The 17,460-nt window shown below is 37.5% G+C and carries 15 protein-coding genes; 8 read left to right on the forward strand and 7 right to left on the reverse strand.

The window, feature by feature from the left end; genetic code table 11:
* The first annotated feature begins 13 nt into the window (after positions 1-13).
* The 5 genes from HS960_RS18065 to HS960_RS18085 all read left to right on the forward strand — a co-directional run bounded on the left by HS960_RS18065 (position 14) and on the right by HS960_RS18085 (position 8,248).
* Positions 14-610, forward strand: coding sequence for a porin family protein (locus tag HS960_RS18065; RefSeq protein WP_153848169.1), 597 nt, complete (start codon positions 14-16; stop codon positions 608-610).
* Between the two features lie 171 nt (positions 611-781).
* On the forward strand, positions 782-1,552 hold the full coding sequence (locus tag HS960_RS18070; protein WP_046674909.1) for a succinate dehydrogenase cytochrome b subunit: 771 nt from the start codon (positions 782-784) through the stop codon (positions 1,550-1,552).
* 57 nt (positions 1,553-1,609) lie between these two features.
* Positions 1,610-3,544 (forward strand): fumarate reductase/succinate dehydrogenase flavoprotein subunit, encoded by a 1,935-nt coding sequence (locus HS960_RS18075; protein WP_088160104.1) that lies wholly within the window; start codon positions 1,610-1,612, stop codon positions 3,542-3,544.
* A gap of 14 nt (positions 3,545-3,558) precedes the next feature.
* The gene (locus tag HS960_RS18080) at positions 3,559-4,332 is read left to right on the forward strand and encodes a succinate dehydrogenase/fumarate reductase iron-sulfur subunit (protein ID WP_182330307.1); all 774 of its coding nucleotides are present in this window, start codon (positions 3,559-3,561) and stop codon (positions 4,330-4,332) included.
* 169 nt (positions 4,333-4,501) lie between these two features.
* On the forward strand, positions 4,502-8,248 hold the full coding sequence (locus tag HS960_RS18085) for a HAMP domain-containing sensor histidine kinase (RefSeq protein ID WP_159731386.1): 3,747 nt from the start codon (positions 4,502-4,504) through the stop codon (positions 8,246-8,248).
* A gap of 313 nt (positions 8,249-8,561) precedes the next feature.
* On the opposite strand, the gene HS960_RS18090 is transcribed toward HS960_RS18085, so the two are convergent.
* From HS960_RS18090 to HS960_RS18100, 3 genes are all read right to left on the reverse strand, one after another.
* Positions 8,562-9,488 (reverse strand): hypothetical protein, encoded by a 927-nt coding sequence (locus HS960_RS18090; RefSeq protein WP_153848173.1) that lies wholly within the window; start codon positions 9,486-9,488, stop codon positions 8,562-8,564.
* A gap of 98 nt (positions 9,489-9,586) precedes the next feature.
* The gene (gmd, locus tag HS960_RS18095; RefSeq protein WP_046674906.1) at positions 9,587-10,738 is read right to left on the reverse strand and encodes a GDP-mannose 4,6-dehydratase; all 1,152 of its coding nucleotides are present in this window, start codon (positions 10,736-10,738) and stop codon (positions 9,587-9,589) included.
* Positions 10,739-10,986: 248 nt separating this feature from the next.
* Entirely contained in the window at positions 10,987-11,541 is a 555-nt protein-coding gene (locus HS960_RS18100) for a lipocalin family protein (protein WP_046674905.1), read from the reverse strand.
* Between the two features lie 474 nt (positions 11,542-12,015).
* On the opposite strand from HS960_RS18100, the gene HS960_RS18105 reads away from it, so the two are divergent.
* Entirely contained in the window at positions 12,016-12,930 is a 915-nt protein-coding gene (locus HS960_RS18105; RefSeq protein WP_075990891.1) for a lysylphosphatidylglycerol synthase transmembrane domain-containing protein, read from the forward strand.
* 2 nt (positions 12,931-12,932) lie between these two features.
* The gene (locus HS960_RS18110) at positions 12,933-13,640 is read left to right on the forward strand and encodes an SDR family NAD(P)-dependent oxidoreductase (protein ID WP_159731388.1); all 708 of its coding nucleotides are present in this window, start codon (positions 12,933-12,935) and stop codon (positions 13,638-13,640) included.
* Positions 13,641-13,799: 159 nt separating this feature from the next.
* On the opposite strand, the gene HS960_RS18115 is transcribed toward HS960_RS18110, so the two are convergent.
* Genes HS960_RS18115 through HS960_RS18130 form a run of 4 tightly spaced genes read right to left on the reverse strand, consistent with a single transcriptional unit; the run spans position 13,800 to position 16,596 of the window.
* Positions 13,800-15,173, reverse strand: coding sequence for an alpha/beta hydrolase family protein (locus HS960_RS18115; protein ID WP_159731390.1), 1,374 nt, complete (start codon positions 15,171-15,173; stop codon positions 13,800-13,802).
* Between the two features lie 12 nt (positions 15,174-15,185).
* Positions 15,186-15,770 (reverse strand): hypothetical protein, encoded by a 585-nt coding sequence (locus HS960_RS18120; protein ID WP_159731392.1) that lies wholly within the window; start codon positions 15,768-15,770, stop codon positions 15,186-15,188.
* Positions 15,760-16,251: a hypothetical protein gene (locus tag HS960_RS18125; RefSeq protein WP_153848179.1), complete on the reverse strand. Its 492-nt coding sequence runs from the start codon at positions 16,249-16,251 to the stop codon at positions 15,760-15,762. Before HS960_RS18125 ends, HS960_RS18120 begins: the two co-directional genes overlap by 11 nt.
* A gap of 45 nt (positions 16,252-16,296) precedes the next feature.
* The gene (locus HS960_RS18130; protein WP_153848180.1) at positions 16,297-16,596 is read right to left on the reverse strand and encodes a DUF2089 family protein; all 300 of its coding nucleotides are present in this window, start codon (positions 16,594-16,596) and stop codon (positions 16,297-16,299) included.
* A 123-nt stretch (positions 16,597-16,719) separates the two neighbouring features.
* Between HS960_RS18130 and HS960_RS18135 the strand changes: the two genes are divergently transcribed.
* The gene (locus tag HS960_RS18135) at positions 16,720-17,454 is read left to right on the forward strand and encodes a lysophospholipid acyltransferase family protein (protein WP_153844948.1); all 735 of its coding nucleotides are present in this window, start codon (positions 16,720-16,722) and stop codon (positions 17,452-17,454) included.
* The last annotated feature ends 6 nt before the right edge of the window (positions 17,455-17,460 follow it).

Here is a 17,460-nt window from a genome sequence, read left to right on the forward strand (position 1 = left end):
TAAATAAAAGATTATGAAAAAGATTTTACCAGCATTACTTTTGATTTGTGGTAGCGTAGCAACGGCACAAGCGCAGCTTCTGCCCGGGTTTGAGGTGGGTGTAAAAGGAGGCTTGAACTTCTCTAAGCTTAAAAGCGATGGCAAATATTTCAATTCAGACACAAAAGCAGGCTACCAAGCAGGTCTTTATGGACGTGTTGGTGTATTGGGATTCCATATTCAACCTGAGGTTTATTTAACCGGTAAAAACACGACAGTGAAAGCTGAGAATGGCGAATCGACAGATGTAAAATTTACAACGGTTGATGTTCCTATTTTATTGGGCAAGCGCTTTGGTTTGGGCCCTATCGGAGCAAGAATCCAGACTGGTCCTATATTTTCATTTAAAGTAGATGACAAGCAAGATAAAGTCATTGATCAGTTGAACCCAAATAACTATAAAAAGAGTGGTACTTCTTGGGCCTTCGGTGTAGGTGCTGACATTTCAAGCTTACGTGTCGATGTAAGATACGAAATGGGCTTAAACAAAGTCAACAATGAGAGCCAGGCAAATCCAAAAATTAACATGTGGAGTATCGGTTTAGGCTATAGATTATTCAGTATTCTATAGTTCGTTAAACACTGTTCATATACCGTTAGAAAGTCCGTTTTTATTCAAAACGGACTTTTTATTTCAATAAACTTTAGAACCGTTCTAAATTGTTGCTTTTTCTTGTCAAAATGGTATCATATTTAATAGCAAATAGTAGATTTGCCTAATTCAAATTAAATTACAAGGATAATGAGTAAATCAAAGCCAGTTTTCAGTTCTTCGATTGGGAAGAAGCTAATCATGAGCTTAACAGGAATCTTCCTATGTTTATTCCTAGTTGTTCACTTGGTTGGTAACTTGCAATTATTTAAAGATGATGCGGGTCTAGCGTTCAACAAGTACGCCTATTTTATGACTCACTTTACACCAATCAAAGTTGTTTCTTACTTATTGTATGCTTCGGTAATTGTTCACGTCATCTACGCCATTACATTGTCGATGAAAAACAAGGCCGCTCGTCCTATTGGTTATGCCAAATATGATGGTCAAGCAAACAGCAAGTGGAATTCACGCAACATGGGTATCTTAGGTACTGTCATTTTAGTATTCTTAGCTACGCACATGTCTAATTTTTGGTGGAAGTTTCACAATGATGAAGTGCCGTACATTGAATACCGTACTGATTTGGCAACTGGACAAACCACAGCGAGAGAACTTCAAGCTTCTGAATTCCACGACTACCAAGAAACGGTAGAAAACAATGTTCAAATCTTAAAAGCGAGAGATTTGTACAAGCAAGTTGACTTTGCATTCAAAAATGTTGCATTGGTAGCTTTGTATGTTATTGCGATGGCAGCTTTGGCATTCCACTTAATTCATGGTTTCCAATCTGCATTCCAAACTTTAGGTTTTAACCACAGAAGATATATTGGAATCATCAGAGCAATCGGTGTTTGGGTATTTGGGGTATTAATTCCAATTGGCTTTGCAATAATGCCATTGTTTTTCTTCTTTAAATAATTCAGAATCTTTTAAGATAAAGCTCTGGCTTTATCGATCAATATAAAATTAAGAGATATGTTAGATTCAAAAGTACCAGCGGGCCCATTAGCCCAAAAGTGGTCAAATTATAAATTTAATCTTAAGTTGGTTAACCCTGCTAACAAACGTAAATTTACTGTTATTGTTGTTGGTACAGGTCTTGCTGGTGCATCTGCAGCAGCATCTTTAGCCGAATTAGGATATAATGTAATTACCTTCTGTTACCAAGATTCACCTCGTCGTGCGCACTCTATTGCGGCACAAGGTGGTATTAACGCAGCAAAGAGCTACCAAAACGACGGAGACTCTGTTTTCCGTTTATTCTACGATACAATCAAAGGTGGTGACTACCGCTCACGTGAGGCAAATGTTTACCGTTTGGCAGAAGTATCTGTCAACATCATCGACCAATGTGTTGCGCAAGGTGTTCCTTTTGCACGTGAATATGGTGGTTTATTGGACAACCGTTCTTTCGGTGGTGCTCAGGTAAGCCGTACGTTCTATGCGCGTGGTCAAACTGGACAACAATTGTTGTTAGGTGCGTATTCAGCATTAAACCGTCAAATCAAAAAAGGAAAAGTAAAATCTTATACGCGTCATGAGATGTTAGACTTAGTTATGATCGATGGTCATGCTAAAGGTATTGTAACTCGTGACTTGGTTTCAGGTAAAATCGAAACTCATGCTGCACATGCAGTATTGATGTGTACTGGTGGTTACGGTAACGTATTCTTCTTGTCTACAAATGCAATGGGATGTAACGTTACAGCAGCTTGGAGAGCACACAAACGTGGTGCTTACTTTGCAAACCCTTGTTACACACAAATTCACCCAACGTGTATTCCGGTAACAGGCGATCACCAATCCAAATTGACATTGATGTCAGAGTCTTTACGTAATGACGGCCGTGTATGGGTTCCTAAAACTCAAGAAATGGCAGAAAGATTACGTAAAGGTGAGATCAAAGCCAATGATATCAAAGAAGACGACAGAGACTATTTCTTGGAGCGTAAATACCCTTCATTCGGTAACTTGGTACCACGTGACGTAGCATCTCGTAATGCAAAAGAAGCCGTTGATGATGGTCGTGGTGTTGGTAAAACTGGTTTCGCCGTATTCTTGGATTTTAAAGAAGCGATCGGTCGTCTAGGCGAAGATGCAGTACGTGCTAAATACGGTAACTTATTTGACATGTACTACCAAATCACTGACGAGAACCCATACAAACAACCAATGCGTATCTACCCGGCTGTTCACTACACAATGGGTGGCGTATGGGTTGACTACAACTTGATGACTACAATCCCTGGTTTGTATGCTTTAGGTGAGTGTAACTTCTCTGACCACGGTGCAAACCGTTTAGGTGCATCTGCATTGATGCAAGGTCTTGCCGATGGTTATTTCGTAATTCCTTACACTGTGGGTGATTACTTAGCTAAATTAGGCTCATTCGCACCAGTAGATCACAGCCATCCTGCCTTCGAAGCTACACGTAAGGAAGTTGAAGACAAAATCAACAAATTATTGTCTTTAAACGGTACAGAAACTGTTGATGATATCCACAAAAAACTAGGTCTCATCATGTGGGAATATTGTGGTATGGCTCGTACAGCTGAAGGATTACAAAAAGCACAAGGTTTGATCCAAGAGTTGAAAAAAGAATTCTGGACAAACGTTAGAGTACTTGGAGAGAACGAAGAATTAAATCTTTCTTTAGAAAAAGCTGGTCGCGTAGCTGACTTCTTAGAGTTAGGTGAGTTAATGGTTGTTGACGCATTGCAACGCGCTGAGTCTTGTGGTGGTCACTTCCGTTTAGAAAGCCAAACTGAAGAAGGTGAAGCAAAACGTAACGATGATGAATTCGCCTATGTATCTGCTTGGGAATACAAAGGAGACAATGTACCTGAGGAATTACACAAGGAAGACTTGGTATTCGAGAACGTTCAGTTAACACAAAGAAGTTATAAATAAGAAGGAAAATTATCATGGCACAACATATGAATTTAACGCTGAAAGTTTGGCGTCAAAAAAATGATAAAGATAAAGGTCAATTTGTAACTTATCAGGCAAACGATATCGCTGATGATATGTCTTTCTTAGAGATGCTTGATATTGTCAATGAAGAATTGACTCGTAAAGGAGAAGATCCTGTATATTTCGATCACGACTGTCGTGAAGGTATCTGTGGGATGTGTTCATTAGTAATCAACGGTCGCCCTCACGGTCCTAAAGAAGGTACCACAACATGTCAATTGCACATGCGTAGCTTCCACGATGGACAGACTATCGTGATAGAACCTTGGAGAGCTGCTGCATTCCCGGTATTGAAAGACCTTGCAACAGACCGTACGGCTTTTGACCGCATTCAACAAGCGGGCGGATATGTAAATGTCAATACAGGTGGTGTTCCTGATGCCAATGTTATTCCGATCCCTAAACGTATTGCTGACGAAGCATTCGAATCGGCTACATGTATCGGTTGTGGTGCTTGTGTTGCAGCATGTAAAAATGCTTCTGCAATGTTATTTGTGTCTGCAAAAGTATCTCAATTTGCCTTATTACCTCAAGGCCAAACTGAGCGTTACGAACGTGCACAGGCAATGGTAGATCAAATGGATGCAGAAGGTTTTGGTAACTGTACGAACACTGGAGCTTGCGAAGCAGAATGTCCTGTTGGTATCAAATTAACAAACATTGCTCGTCTAAACCGCGAGTATTTGACTGCCAAAATCTTCCGTCAAGAAGAACCACACGTTTAATTAGCGTATTAAATCCTTCATGTTTTCGCTAGCATCAACAGCTAAAGAAATCTAATGAAGATTCTTTCTGGCCCATGAAAATAGATAGTTCAGAAAAATAATATAAAAGTCCTTGCCCTAAGAAAGCAAGGACTTTTTTTTATATTTACAATAATGTAAATTGACGAACGTGAATTCTGGTATAAAAATTCGATTACTCCTACTTATCTTGACTTTATGCTTTATAGGAACAGCTATCACCATTAAAGAATCTGTTACCAATAAGGAAATACTGGACATTGATACAAAATCACTCAATGATTATATCGCTCAACAAGAGAAAAAAGTCGACCGAATTTTCAATGATTCACTCCTACTCAAAACATTTAAAAACTACGATCAGTATCCGATAGCAGTTTATCAGGCATTTGAAAAGTTTAAAACCAATGAGAAGGTTTATTTATTTCTCTTTAAGGACCATGAACCGAAGATGTGGAGCACGCATCTATTTGTACCTATTACAGATCAGGGATTTCCAGAAAAATCCAATTTTATTCAGGATGATAACCGTTCTTACGTTGTTCGAAAAAAAACAATTGGCAATATCAGTATACTCGCCTATATTATTGTAAAAGGCTATACAAATAACAACAACCCCTATTTAAATAGCTCTTTGCGGAGAAACTTCTTCGACACCAGAAATATTGACATTGCCTCCTATACAGACACGGTCACCATTAAAAATATCTATAGCAATGAGGGGTCTTATCTGTTCTCCGTTAAGCTGAAAGATGGAGAGCATGAAAATGCCTATACAATTTTGCAATTCTTCTGCTGGCTACTTGCCTGGATCGCATTACTGATCTTCTTCAATAGCCTCTGCTTACATATGGCCAAGACAGGACGGGCCTGGTGGTCTGCAATCCTGCTGTTATCGATATTTAGCCTTGTCAAATTTGCTGATCTTAAATGGAATCTGCTGTCCGAAAATGCGACATTTTCAATTTTCGACTCGCGTAATTATGCTTACAACCGTTTCTTCCCTAATATATGGTCCGTGATGTCCACCACCATATTGGTGCTATGGTTGGTTCTATTTATCTATGCAATTCGCAAAGAGCTCAACTTTGACAAAATAAAAAACATCCGGCTCTTTAGAATTCCTATCGCAATCGGATTTATTCTAAGTATATATCTATCGTTCGGTCTATTGTATGATATCGCTGGTACATTGATTACACACTCCAACAACATCTATTTTGATTTCACAAAACTTGTCGATTTACATTTCTTAAGTTGGGTAGATCTAGGCATTGTTGGCATGGGTATTTTGGCCTTAAGTATCTACATTGATCTTGTACTATTTTTTCTTAAAAAATTAGAATTAAAACCGACGCAGCTACTCAATATTCAACTGGCATGTGTCATTTTTGTCATCCTGATCATTTCCTTCTATATAGAGAAAAATAGCCTGGTCAATTTGTTACTTGCACTGATCATCCTTATTAAATCATTTGGCGAGAAGTATTTCGACCGACATATATTAACAAATTATATCGCTGTACTGATACTTTGGGCAATCATAAGTGCGATCACGCACGCACGTTTCTATCAGGAACGGAACTTAATCGACATGAAAATCTTGTTGAGTAATCTACAATCAGAAGATGATGTCAATGCTGTTTCATTATTCTCTGATATTGAAAGCAGCATAGCAAACGATGAAGAATTAAAACATTTATTTAATATCAGTCTACCCTATACCAATACCGAAGGGATCAACGATTTTATCAAGAAAAAGTATTTTAGTGGCTATCTTTCCAAGTATGAGTTCAAAGCATATTATTATGATCAAAATAATATTCCCCTCAATCCAGCCAGTCAGAATAAGATCAATGAATATCGAGAAAAGGTAATCAACAAGTCTATAAAAGTCACGCAGAACTTCTACCGTGCCAGTGCGGAATTAGGTACGCATGAATACTTCTCCATTATTCCTGTCGCCATTGACCAAAATAGGGTTGTCAATGTCATCATCAATCTTTCCAATAAAGATTTTAGTTATACGGTTCCCTATCCCGAAATCCTCACCGATATGCGGATCAACAATTCACAATATTATAATAAAGGGGATTATTCGATAGCCCTCTATAAAGGAGGCTCTTTAATAACACAGTTTGGAAAATATACCTACGAGAACAATTTAAGGGGGCTGAAAGGTGTTCCAGGAGAATATATTCAAGTACTGGACCGTGATGCATACCTACATATGGCTTATGTTGCCAATAAATTCTCAACATATGTTATCAGTAAACAGAAACCTTCTTTTTGGGATTATCTAGCGACTACTTCATTTTTGTTCCTGGTATTTTTTATGATTTTCATGTTTTTCCATTTTATAAAATCATTCTATATCTTTCTCAAGAATACCAAGCTAACTTTCCGTAATTTAAAATATCAGTTCTACAAAATAATAAATAAAATACAGTACTCTACACGTATTCAGACCTCCATTATCTCATCAGTAATACTGGCGATCCTTATATCGGCGGTAATTTCGTATATAAGTATCAACAAGCAGCTTTATAATAATAATAGAGCAAGTAAGGAACGTTTTATTATCGAATTGGGCAAACGGATGGAAAATATGTTGACCTACACGGATGAAACATCCACCGAAACGCAGCTTATCAGCATGCTCAAGACATTATCTGAAACTATTTCCAAAGACTTCAATCTTTATTCCAAATCAGGCAGGTTACTTTATAGCTCACAGCGTAGAATCTACGATCTGGAGCTTTTCTCTACATTCATTAATCCAGCTGCACTGAAGAATCTTTCTATCTTAAAAAAATCGGAGACGATTGAAGATGAGCGTATAGGCACTTTTCAATTTGAGACCAGTTATGCCACCATCAGGGATAAAAACTATAATACACTGGCTTATATAGGTATACCAAACTTCTCGCTTCAGAAGGAAGAAAATATCAATAAAAATCTTCTTTTAAATACGATAGTGAACATTTATTCGCTGATCATCATAGGCTTTGGTTTTTATGCGACATTTGTGGCCAACAGTGTCACCAATCCATTGAGCATCATCAGTAAGAAGATCTCACAACTACGCCTGGGACAACCCAACGAACCTCTGTTTTGGCAACGAAATGATGAAATAGGTACATTGATCAAAGAATATAATCTCATGATCATAAAACTTGAGGACTATGCCAATAAAATCAAAGATACTGAGCGAGAATCCACTTGGCGCGAGATGGCTCAACAGATAGCCCATGAAATCAAAAATCCGCTGACACCAATGAAATTAGGCATTCAGCAACTCCGTAGATCGTACAAAGATGAGGACCCTAAATTTCCGGATCGCTTCAATAAATTCTCCACTTCATTTATCGAACAAATCGATGCATTGACACATATTGCCTCAGAATTTTCGCACTTCGCAAAATTCCCAAATACGGTAATGGAAAACATCAATATTGTAGAAAAAATAACAAAGTCCATTTCCTTGTACAACAATACACCAAATGTAAGTATTCGTCTCATTAACAATGCTGATCACAAAACCCTTATTGTTAAGGCTGATGGTAATGAGCTATTGAGAACCTTCAATAATTTAATAAAAAATGCAATTGAAGGCGGTTATGGACGAAAAAACATGAAGATCGAGATTTCCATTGAACGCTACTCAGACAAATTTGTCAAGATAGACATCAAAGACAATGGTTATGGAATTCCCAAAGAGATGCAGGATAAAATTTTCCAGATTAATTTCACGACAAAGAGTTCAGGAAACGGTTTAGGGCTAGTTCTTGTCAAAAAAACAATTGAAGCCAGTAATGGGCAAATTTATTTTGAGACTGTAGAAGGCGAAGGTACGACGTTTCATATACTGCTTCCTTTGCAACAGGTAGAGTCTTAATATGTGCAGATAACAATCAACAAAAATAAGACATCGAAGAAAGCGTATATGAAACCTATCTCCAGTATATCTAATAAGGACCTGCCGCTCCATTTGTGTAAAGAAGGGGTCGTCATGCCAACTAATGTAAATAAAAATATAGCGTTCAATTAGGGCACCTCATAACTCAAACACTGATAGCATAAAACTAACCAGTTAATGGATAGCCTTACTCTTTTGTTTTAAGGGTCAGTATAACAAGAACAGTATACTATAAACAAAAAAGCTCTCTGCATGACTGCAAAGAGCTTTTTTGTTTATAGTATATTTATTTTTAACGCAATACAACAGTAGATCGTCCCATAATTGCATTATCTTCATATAACAAAATCGTATAGGCCCCTTTAGAGAATCCTTCCTCTGCTGCCCAATAGACGATATAATCTTCACCTTTGTTGGTAAATAAAATATTGTGTTTAAAAGTATATTGTAATTTCTCGCCATGTACATAGAAAATATTATCACCTTGCACGACCAGATTTCCCTGTGGATCTATAATTCTGACATAGATATCACGTTCTCCATTTTTTGCTAAGGGGTTATCAGCAATGGTAAAATTGATTTTTAACTTATCAATTTTTTTAGCGCGTTCCTCTACAAATTCCTTTCCATTCTTTTTGACTTCAAGGCCATTTATACTGATGCTTGAAACCTTTAATGCTGAAGCAGTTGCAACCTTCTCTTTCAGATCCGAATTTGATGTAACTAATGAAGTAATCTGTTTTTCTTTTTCGACAACAGATTCGCTCAAGTTGGAGTTTTGCTTCGATAAAATCTGATTTTCCTGAATCAGCCGCTGCACATTTACACGATAAGTATCCACCTGCTTCTTAAGCTGATTGATCTTGTGCTGTGCTTCATCGATATCTTTTGGAGTAATACTCTTATTTTCAAGTTTTTTACGAAGCTCTGCGATCTCAGCTCTGGAATCATCCTTCTGCACGGACATCTCTGGAGTCAATTGGACATTTTCTACATCAATTTTATCCAATTCAGCTTCAATACGATCGATTTGTACCTGCAAATTTTCTTTTTCCACTGTAAGTGTATAGACCTTTTCACCATTGGTCTTAAACTTGACATAAAAATATATGTTCGTTGCAAGTAATGCTGCTATCGCAATGATAAAGAAGTAAATCTTCGAAGAATCTTTCTTCTTTTCTTCTTCTTTCTTACTCGAAACAACTTCTGAATTTATCATAATATACTGTCATATTCATAGGTATAAATCTATAATTTATACTATTGAATGTTTAAACAAAAATTATTCCAGTTTTATTTTTTATTACCAATTATGAATTATTCAAAATAATTCAAGGTCTCAAATCCGCCTTGTTTTAAGTATTCTTCCTTTCTCATCAGGTGAAGATCGGATTGTACCATATCTGTTACCAACATCTGAAGATCATATTTTGGCGTCCATCCAAGTTTTGTATTTGCTTTAGTCGGATCACCAATAAGTAAATCGACTTCAGTTGGTCTATAATATGCTGGATCAACTTTGACAACAGTCTGACCGAATTTAATCAGCGACTTATCAATATTTAACTGGGCTAGGCGCTCCTCGTCAATATCGATAATTACCCCCTTCTCCTGCTCTCCCTTTCCACTGAACTCAATCTCGATTCCCAATTCTGCAAAAGCCATGCGAACAAAGTCCCTTACAGTTGTTGTCACACCTGTAGCAATCACAAAATCTTCTGCGGTTTCTTGTTGTAGAATCAACCACATTGCTTCTACATAATCTTTGGCATGCCCCCAGTCGCGTTGTGCCGACAGATTACCAAGATATAATTTATCCTGTAGCCCTAGCGCGATTTTTGCTACAGCTCTGGTAATTTTACGTGTCACAAAAGTCTCTCCCCTTACAGGGCTCTCGTGATTAAATAAAATTCCATTACAGGCATACATCTTATAGGCTTCACGATAATTGACAGTAATCCAATAACCGTACATTTTTGCTACAGCATAAGGACTTCGCGGATAAAAAGGTGTTGTTTCACTTTGTGGAACCGCTTGCACCAATCCATACAGCTCGGAAGTAGAAGCCTGATAGATACGGGTTTTCTCAATCATTCCCAATAATCTGACTGCTTCAAGAATCCGCAAGGTACCGATACCATCGGCATTTGCAGTATATTCCGGCGTATCAAAACTAACTTTTACGTGAGATTGCGCCGCAAGATTGTAAATCTCGTCAGGCTGTGTTTCCTGTATAATACGGATTAAGTTGGTTGAATCCGTCAAATCACCAAAATGCAATGTGAAATTTCTATTGTCAAGATGGGGATCTTGATAAAGATGATCAATACGATCTGTATTGAATAAAGAACTGCGACGCTTTAAACCGTGTACTTTGTAACCTTTCTTCAATAGGAATTCTGCTAGATAGGCACCATCTTGTCCTGTTATACCTGTTATTAAAGCAGTTTTCGTGTTTTGTTCAGCCATGTTTCTCTCTAGATTAAGCAATACCTGACGAAATCGTTAGGTATATATCCCATTTTCATACTTAAAATAAGCTTATCCGCCCACAAGATTATCATGCATAGTTGGCTTTTTCACTGTATCGGTAAATTCCGCAGCCTATGGCACAAATAAATCATAATGAATTGGGAGTGTAAAAGTATTAAATTTTAAACAAAAAAAGCCATAGGAATTCCTATAGCTTTCTGTTATTCTTCTTTTATCGTTTACGTTTAGTTCGAACGCGTAAAATTAAACACTAAATAGGCTTCTCCGTTAGCAACAGTCAATGGCATGCGCATAACTAATTTATTCCCATCCGAATAAGATAAATCCAAACGGTAACCTGTTGTTACGTTCTTCGCCTTATCGCCTGCATAAATCTTTTTAAATTGAAACTGAGGTTCTCCTAAGCCTTTTCCAGGGTTATAGATAGACCAAAAGATCTCACGTGATGCACCCGGAGCACATAAAGTTCCTTGCGCATTAAATGTAATTGATCCTTTACCATTTCCAATAAAATTCCATGTACTACCTACGAAACATTCTGCAGGAGCCTCTTCAAATACACTTTTAATCGTGAATGAAGAAGGTAAATTCTCTCTATCGATTGTATTCAATGTCCACGTTCCTTTTACAGCGGATTTCCAATCCGAAGCGCTAGGACCAGAAGCTGCACTCGTATTGGAAGAAGGATTTCCAGTTGATGTACCTTGCTTTTGTGCTCCACAAGAAAATAAGGTCACCGTAGCAAAAACTGTTGCTAATGATAAAACGAATCGATTCATATGTATAAATTTTAATTTCAAATTGTATTTTTGGGGTAAATTAATCCACAAATCATGAAGATTACAGCCAAAAATCATACCATAAGCAAAATAATCGCAAAAACGCTGTTAAGGTTATTTATCATTTTATTGGCCTTTGCTTCTTATCCGCTTTTTTTAGGACAGGAAGCAAAAAGCAAATTGAATCAAATCAGCCTTGCATTTACCAATAAGATCGCGCTTGTCGCTCCTATTTTATTATTTTGCTTCATCATTGGATTGATGATCGCTGTGCTCAAGCACAAATATAACAGAATTGACCTAAATTGGCTATTTTCTCTTGCTACTATCTTTGGTATTTTATATTTGATATTATTGTATTCAAGAATTTACCCAACGATAGCTTAAGCACAATTGCACAATTCGACAAAGTTTCTAACTTTGGATTCGCCAAATCGCTAATTACAGCTGAACAAGATTGGACGTATAATTTCTATGGATAAAAAAAAGGGGCTCAAAATAGCCAAAAATATAGCAAAGATCGTTGTTACTGTGGGAGCCTTATATTGGGTATTCAGCAAGGTATCTCTAAAGGATCTGAAAGAAGCTGTCATCAATTCCAATCCGCTCTATCTATTCTTTGCTTTAGTCGCTTATAGTATCTCCATTTTTATTTCCTCTTCGCGTTTATTAACCTTTTTAAAGGCAATCGGTCTGGATGTCACGGAAAAATATAATTTGAAATTGTACCAACTTGGCCTATTTTATAACCTCATTCTACCTGGGGGTGTTGGCGGAGATGGATATAAGATATTTTTCCTCAGGAAAAGATTCAATATTAAAGGAAGAAAATTATTCACGGCCCTATTTTTAGACAGATTAAGCGGCCTATGGGCACTATGCCTTATCATCGCAGCGCTGGTTACCTATATGCCACAGCTAGGGATTCCAAACTATCTTACCATCATTTTATTTATTATAGGGAGCGTTCTCTATTACTTTATCGTAACCAAGTTCTTTAAGGAATACAAGGCAACATTTCTAAGAGCACATTTAAAGGCTATTGGTGTACAATCAATGCAGGTTCTCGCAGCAATCCTCATTCTTTATGCCTTAGGTTTTAGCGGTAAGTTCTCTCCGTACCTATTTCTATTCCTTGCATCTTCTTTGGTTTCAATCATTCCGTTTTCTGTTGGGGGATTGGGCATGCGTGAACTTGTGATTATGTGGGGAGCTGGCATATTCCAGGTAGACTCTCACAATGCGGTTTTGATCACATTGTTATTTTATATTATTTCCGCTCTCGTTGCTCTTTCGGGGATTTACTTTATCTTTCATCCGCAAGCAATTGGCGAGGACAAATTACCTTCCGCAGAAGAAGTTGAACAAAGTCAAAAACTAGAAGAATAAACATGGCAAATATTATTATTACAGGTGCAAGCAGTGGTGTTGGATTTGAAGCGGTATTGGATTTGACCTCTAAAAAGGACAACAAAGTAATTGCTTTGGCTAGATCAGCAGACAAACTGAGAAAACTTCATGAAATTGCAGGTCAGCTCAACTATGATGGCGGCACTTTATATCCGGCTCAATTTGATATTGTCTACGATGACTATACTACTCTCGTTCCCTTCATCCAATCAAAATTTGATAAGGTTGATATCTTGATTAACAATGCTGGAGCACTCATCAATAAGCCATTTATGGAAACTGATGGAAAGGATTTTGCTGAAATGCTACAAACCAATGTGATGGGACACGTCAATATGATACAACACGTTGTTCCCATGATGCAATCAGGCTCACATATTGTCAATATTAGCAGTATGGGCGGATTCCAGGGATCCCTAAAGTTTCCCGGACTTTCGGCATATTCAACCAGTAAAGCTGCATTAGCAGTGCTTACAGAATGCTTAGCGGAGGAATTTAAGGAAAAGGGAATCAAAGTGAACTGCCTAGCCTTAGGATCTGCTCAGACTGAAATGTTCGAAGCTGCTTTTCCAGGTGTTGAAGCGGGTACTTTAGCCTTTGAAATGGGACGCTACATCGCAGATTTCGCTCAAAATGGGCATCACTATTTCAATGGGAAAATACTTCCCGTAGCCAATACAACACCCTAATTGGAATAGCGCACTTCAAAGAGATATCCCTTGTTCTAATACACTCAGGTTTATCTAATATAGTCAGGACCATTTAATGCACTATTAAATGGTCCCGATTTTTTTAAACTTATTTGATCCGGAAAAAATATTAAAATCCGCAGCCTTTAGTTGATTAAATCAATTTGTTTTCAGTTTAAGCCATTTCGTAAGGTCATCCATCAATTGTTCATTAAAGCTCTCTGAGTTTTCAAAATATTCTTCAATTTTTCCTGTTTGCGCATTTTGAAAAAGGTGATTCAAATTAGGATAATCCTTAATGGTGACGTCGGTGGTGTTTAAATGCAGGTGTTGGAGACAATAGATGTTTTCATTCGCCGGGACTTGAACATCCTTTCCCCCGAAGGAAGCGAAAATCGGTACTTTCACCTGCTTCAGATAATAAGCTGGATCGATGCGAAGAAACGTTCTAAACCAGGGGCTCATCATTGGACTAAGTTTAATCTTCATATCAGGAGTCAGTGGATTCCCGTTATTTTGCTGAATAAGTTCTTTTTCCAACGATTCGGCCAATACTTTTGGTGGCTCGTCTTCCAATAGAATATTATACAATTTTCGATTATTTGCTTTATTTACATCCAAAGCCTTTTCAGATAAACCACCGACTTTCCCCAAGGCGTAACTTTGTAAGATCAGTAGGGAATCACCTTTAATCACAGGTCCGGATAGAAGCGCTATGTATTTTACTTTACTATTTTCTGATGCCACTATTTCAGCAATTAAAGCGCCCTCACTATGGCCAATCATCCCGATTTTATCCACATCAACTACAGCTTTTTTGCTTAGAAAATCAACTGCAGCATTGGCATCGGAAGCAAAGTCAATCGTTGTTGCCAAATTAACTTCTCCTTTGGAGCCACCTACTCCCCTGTCATCGTAACGTAATACGGCAAAACCATTTTTCGTAAGACGATCAGCAAGCACCTTAAATGGCCTGTGACCAAACACTTCAGAATCTCTATTTTGTTGCCCACTGCCATTGATTAATACTACCGCAGGAAACGGCCCTCCACTTTTGGGATAAGTCAGGGAACCCGTAAGTAGCGCATTGCCCGCGCTATTTTTGAATTCCACTTCCTCTTCCGTATAGCTATAAGGGGGGAAAACATCCTGTTTACGAGAAAGCCCACTCTGTTCGTTCTCGCTTCGTACCAAAATCATAGCAGATTCAAAAGGACCTTGTTTCATCACTCCTTTCATAACATCTTTATCCCGATCCAAAAAGCCAGCATACAGAAGACCTATATTCCTAACGTCCATCCAAATGGAATCGTGCTCTATACGTATTTGATTGATTGCAAATTTCTGCGCTGTTTGCATCGGACTCTCAAAGGTTCCATTCCACTTCCCTGCGCTATCTTTTTGAATGTTGAACACCAGCAGCAACTTCTGCCCCGAAACCTCAACCTCGCCCTTCCATGATCCATCAAATGTCTGTGCATGGGAACATGAAAAGTGGAAACAAATGATAAATAGGTATAAAATTTTTCTCATTGTCGTTTTTTACTAGAAATTAAACTGTATACATAGATCCAGTATAAAATATAATGCCACAAATAGTACACTGATACCAATCTTCTTATTGTTAACCGCTACATTCATGCCCTTGACCAATAAATAGAACTGATAAAACAGCAATAATAAACTGATTATTCCAAACATACCAAATAAAAATAGTTCAGTTTTATCAACTCCGGCCAATGTATGATCGCCTTTTTGCACCGCTTTTAATAGTTGGTCAGTAAATTTGTCCGGATTTAATAGTTTCCCCAAAAATAATGCAAAATAGAGCGGAAATGGTATAATCAAAACGACATTCATGACATCAATGATTCTAGTCTTTCTGTTTAATAACATCCCTGTACCGTAAAGAAGTGTAAAAGGAGCCAAAACCATAAAGGCATGAACGCCCAAGACAACCCATATGGACACCCCTATATCTGGTTGATAGAAATGCATAAATCCATTAAACTGCTGGCCCGATAAATAAATAACATAGCTTGATAACAAAAATCCGATAACACCAGCAAAGAATAGTTTCCACTCCGGCAATTCCGCAAATGGATTCTGAAAAATCTGTTTAACTTTCATTTTTTAAGAATTGAGATAAGCTCAGCTTTTCGATTTCTACTGGATTTTGGGTTCCAATAAGTAATATCTTGCCAGTTTCCAATGTAAGTTGTAAGCCCATATTACCACGAGCTGAAAAAGCCAGCCCTTTCTGCCCTCTCCGAAAACCCCATCCACCAAACTCACCAATCGGGTTATATTTTCGTACCTCAACAGCACGAATATCTGTCCAACGCGCTCTTTTACGATAGAAATTAAATGGAAAAAAATAGACTTCAATTCCATCTTCACGAATAGTAGTTCTTAATCGTAGAACGCCAAACAATCCCCATAATACCAAATTGATCCAAAACCCCGGTAATTGAAATAATGGAGCAAAATTCAACCGCAAGAGCTCATTCCAGTGCACAGAAAAACTGGCCACACTGACAGATAAAAGGATCAGACAGAGCCACCAGCTAAAAAAAGATTGGCTTTCGGTATAAAGCGTATTATTTTTCATCTTGATATAATTCTTTGTTTATCAATCATTCGATTGTCCAGACTGCTAAATACTTCTATTTTTGCCACCATTGTTTGTATGATCAAGCGATTTCAATTTGCGAATCAGATCATCGAGAATATTACGGACCGTCGGATAGGATTTGCCCATCTGATTTGCCATTTCTTTTAAACTCCCTGAGTGCATCAAAAAATTCAAAACAAGTTCTTGCTCCTCTACAGTAAGCTGCATCAACACAGGTAAAGAAAACTTACCTACAACTTCGGTTTCACAGGATTCACACACCAATTTGGCGACTTTTAACTTCGACTCACAACAAGGGCAATCAACCGGTATTTTTTTCATTAAATAATAACATTATTAACATTATTAAAGATAATATTAATAATGTTAAAACAAAACATTATAAAATCAATATTTTTCAAAAACCATTGCTTAATGATATATTTGTATCATTAAATAACGTTTATGAAGAAGTTTTTAGGCTATTTCCTATCTATTATATTTTGGTTTTGTTTTGGTTTATCCTTAATTATTTTTCACCCCATACAGTGGCTATGTTTAAAGCTAGGTGGATATGATGCCCACAAAAAAAGTGTCGATATGTTAAATGCCTGCCTCGTTGCCTGCTATTACACGCTATTTAATCGGGTGACATTTATCGACAACAAAAATATTCCAACAGGTCAACCTATCGTGTTCGTTGCCAATCACCAAAGTACTTTTGATATCCCCCCAATGATCTATTTTTTGCGTAGATTTCACGGAAAGTTTATTTCTAAAATAGAACTTGCCAGCGGTATACCTAGTATCTCATTCAACTTAAAACATGGTGGTGCCGCAAATATAGATCGCAATGACCCCAAACAATCTATTGCTGAAATATTAAAACTTGCCAATAATATGAAAACCAAAAACTGGTCCGCGTTTATTTTTCCAGAAGGTACAAGATCAAAGACCGGGAAAATGAAGGCCTTTCATGTTGGTGGGATTGCCACATTATTAAAGAAAAATCCACATGCACTCGTTGTTCCTATTGCGATCACTGGATCATATGAAATGGTACAATATGGGATGTATCCACTGACCCCATTTCTTCACATGACCTGGGAAGTGCTAAATCCGTTGGATACGGAGGGTAAGAATATTGAGGAGATCGTTAAATTAGCTGAAGAAGCGATAAAACTAAAGGTCGAGAAATAGGAATAA

Source organism: Sphingobacterium paramultivorum (genome assembly GCF_014109745.1).
Classification (GTDB): Bacteria; Bacteroidota; Bacteroidia; order Sphingobacteriales; family Sphingobacteriaceae; genus Sphingobacterium; species Sphingobacterium paramultivorum.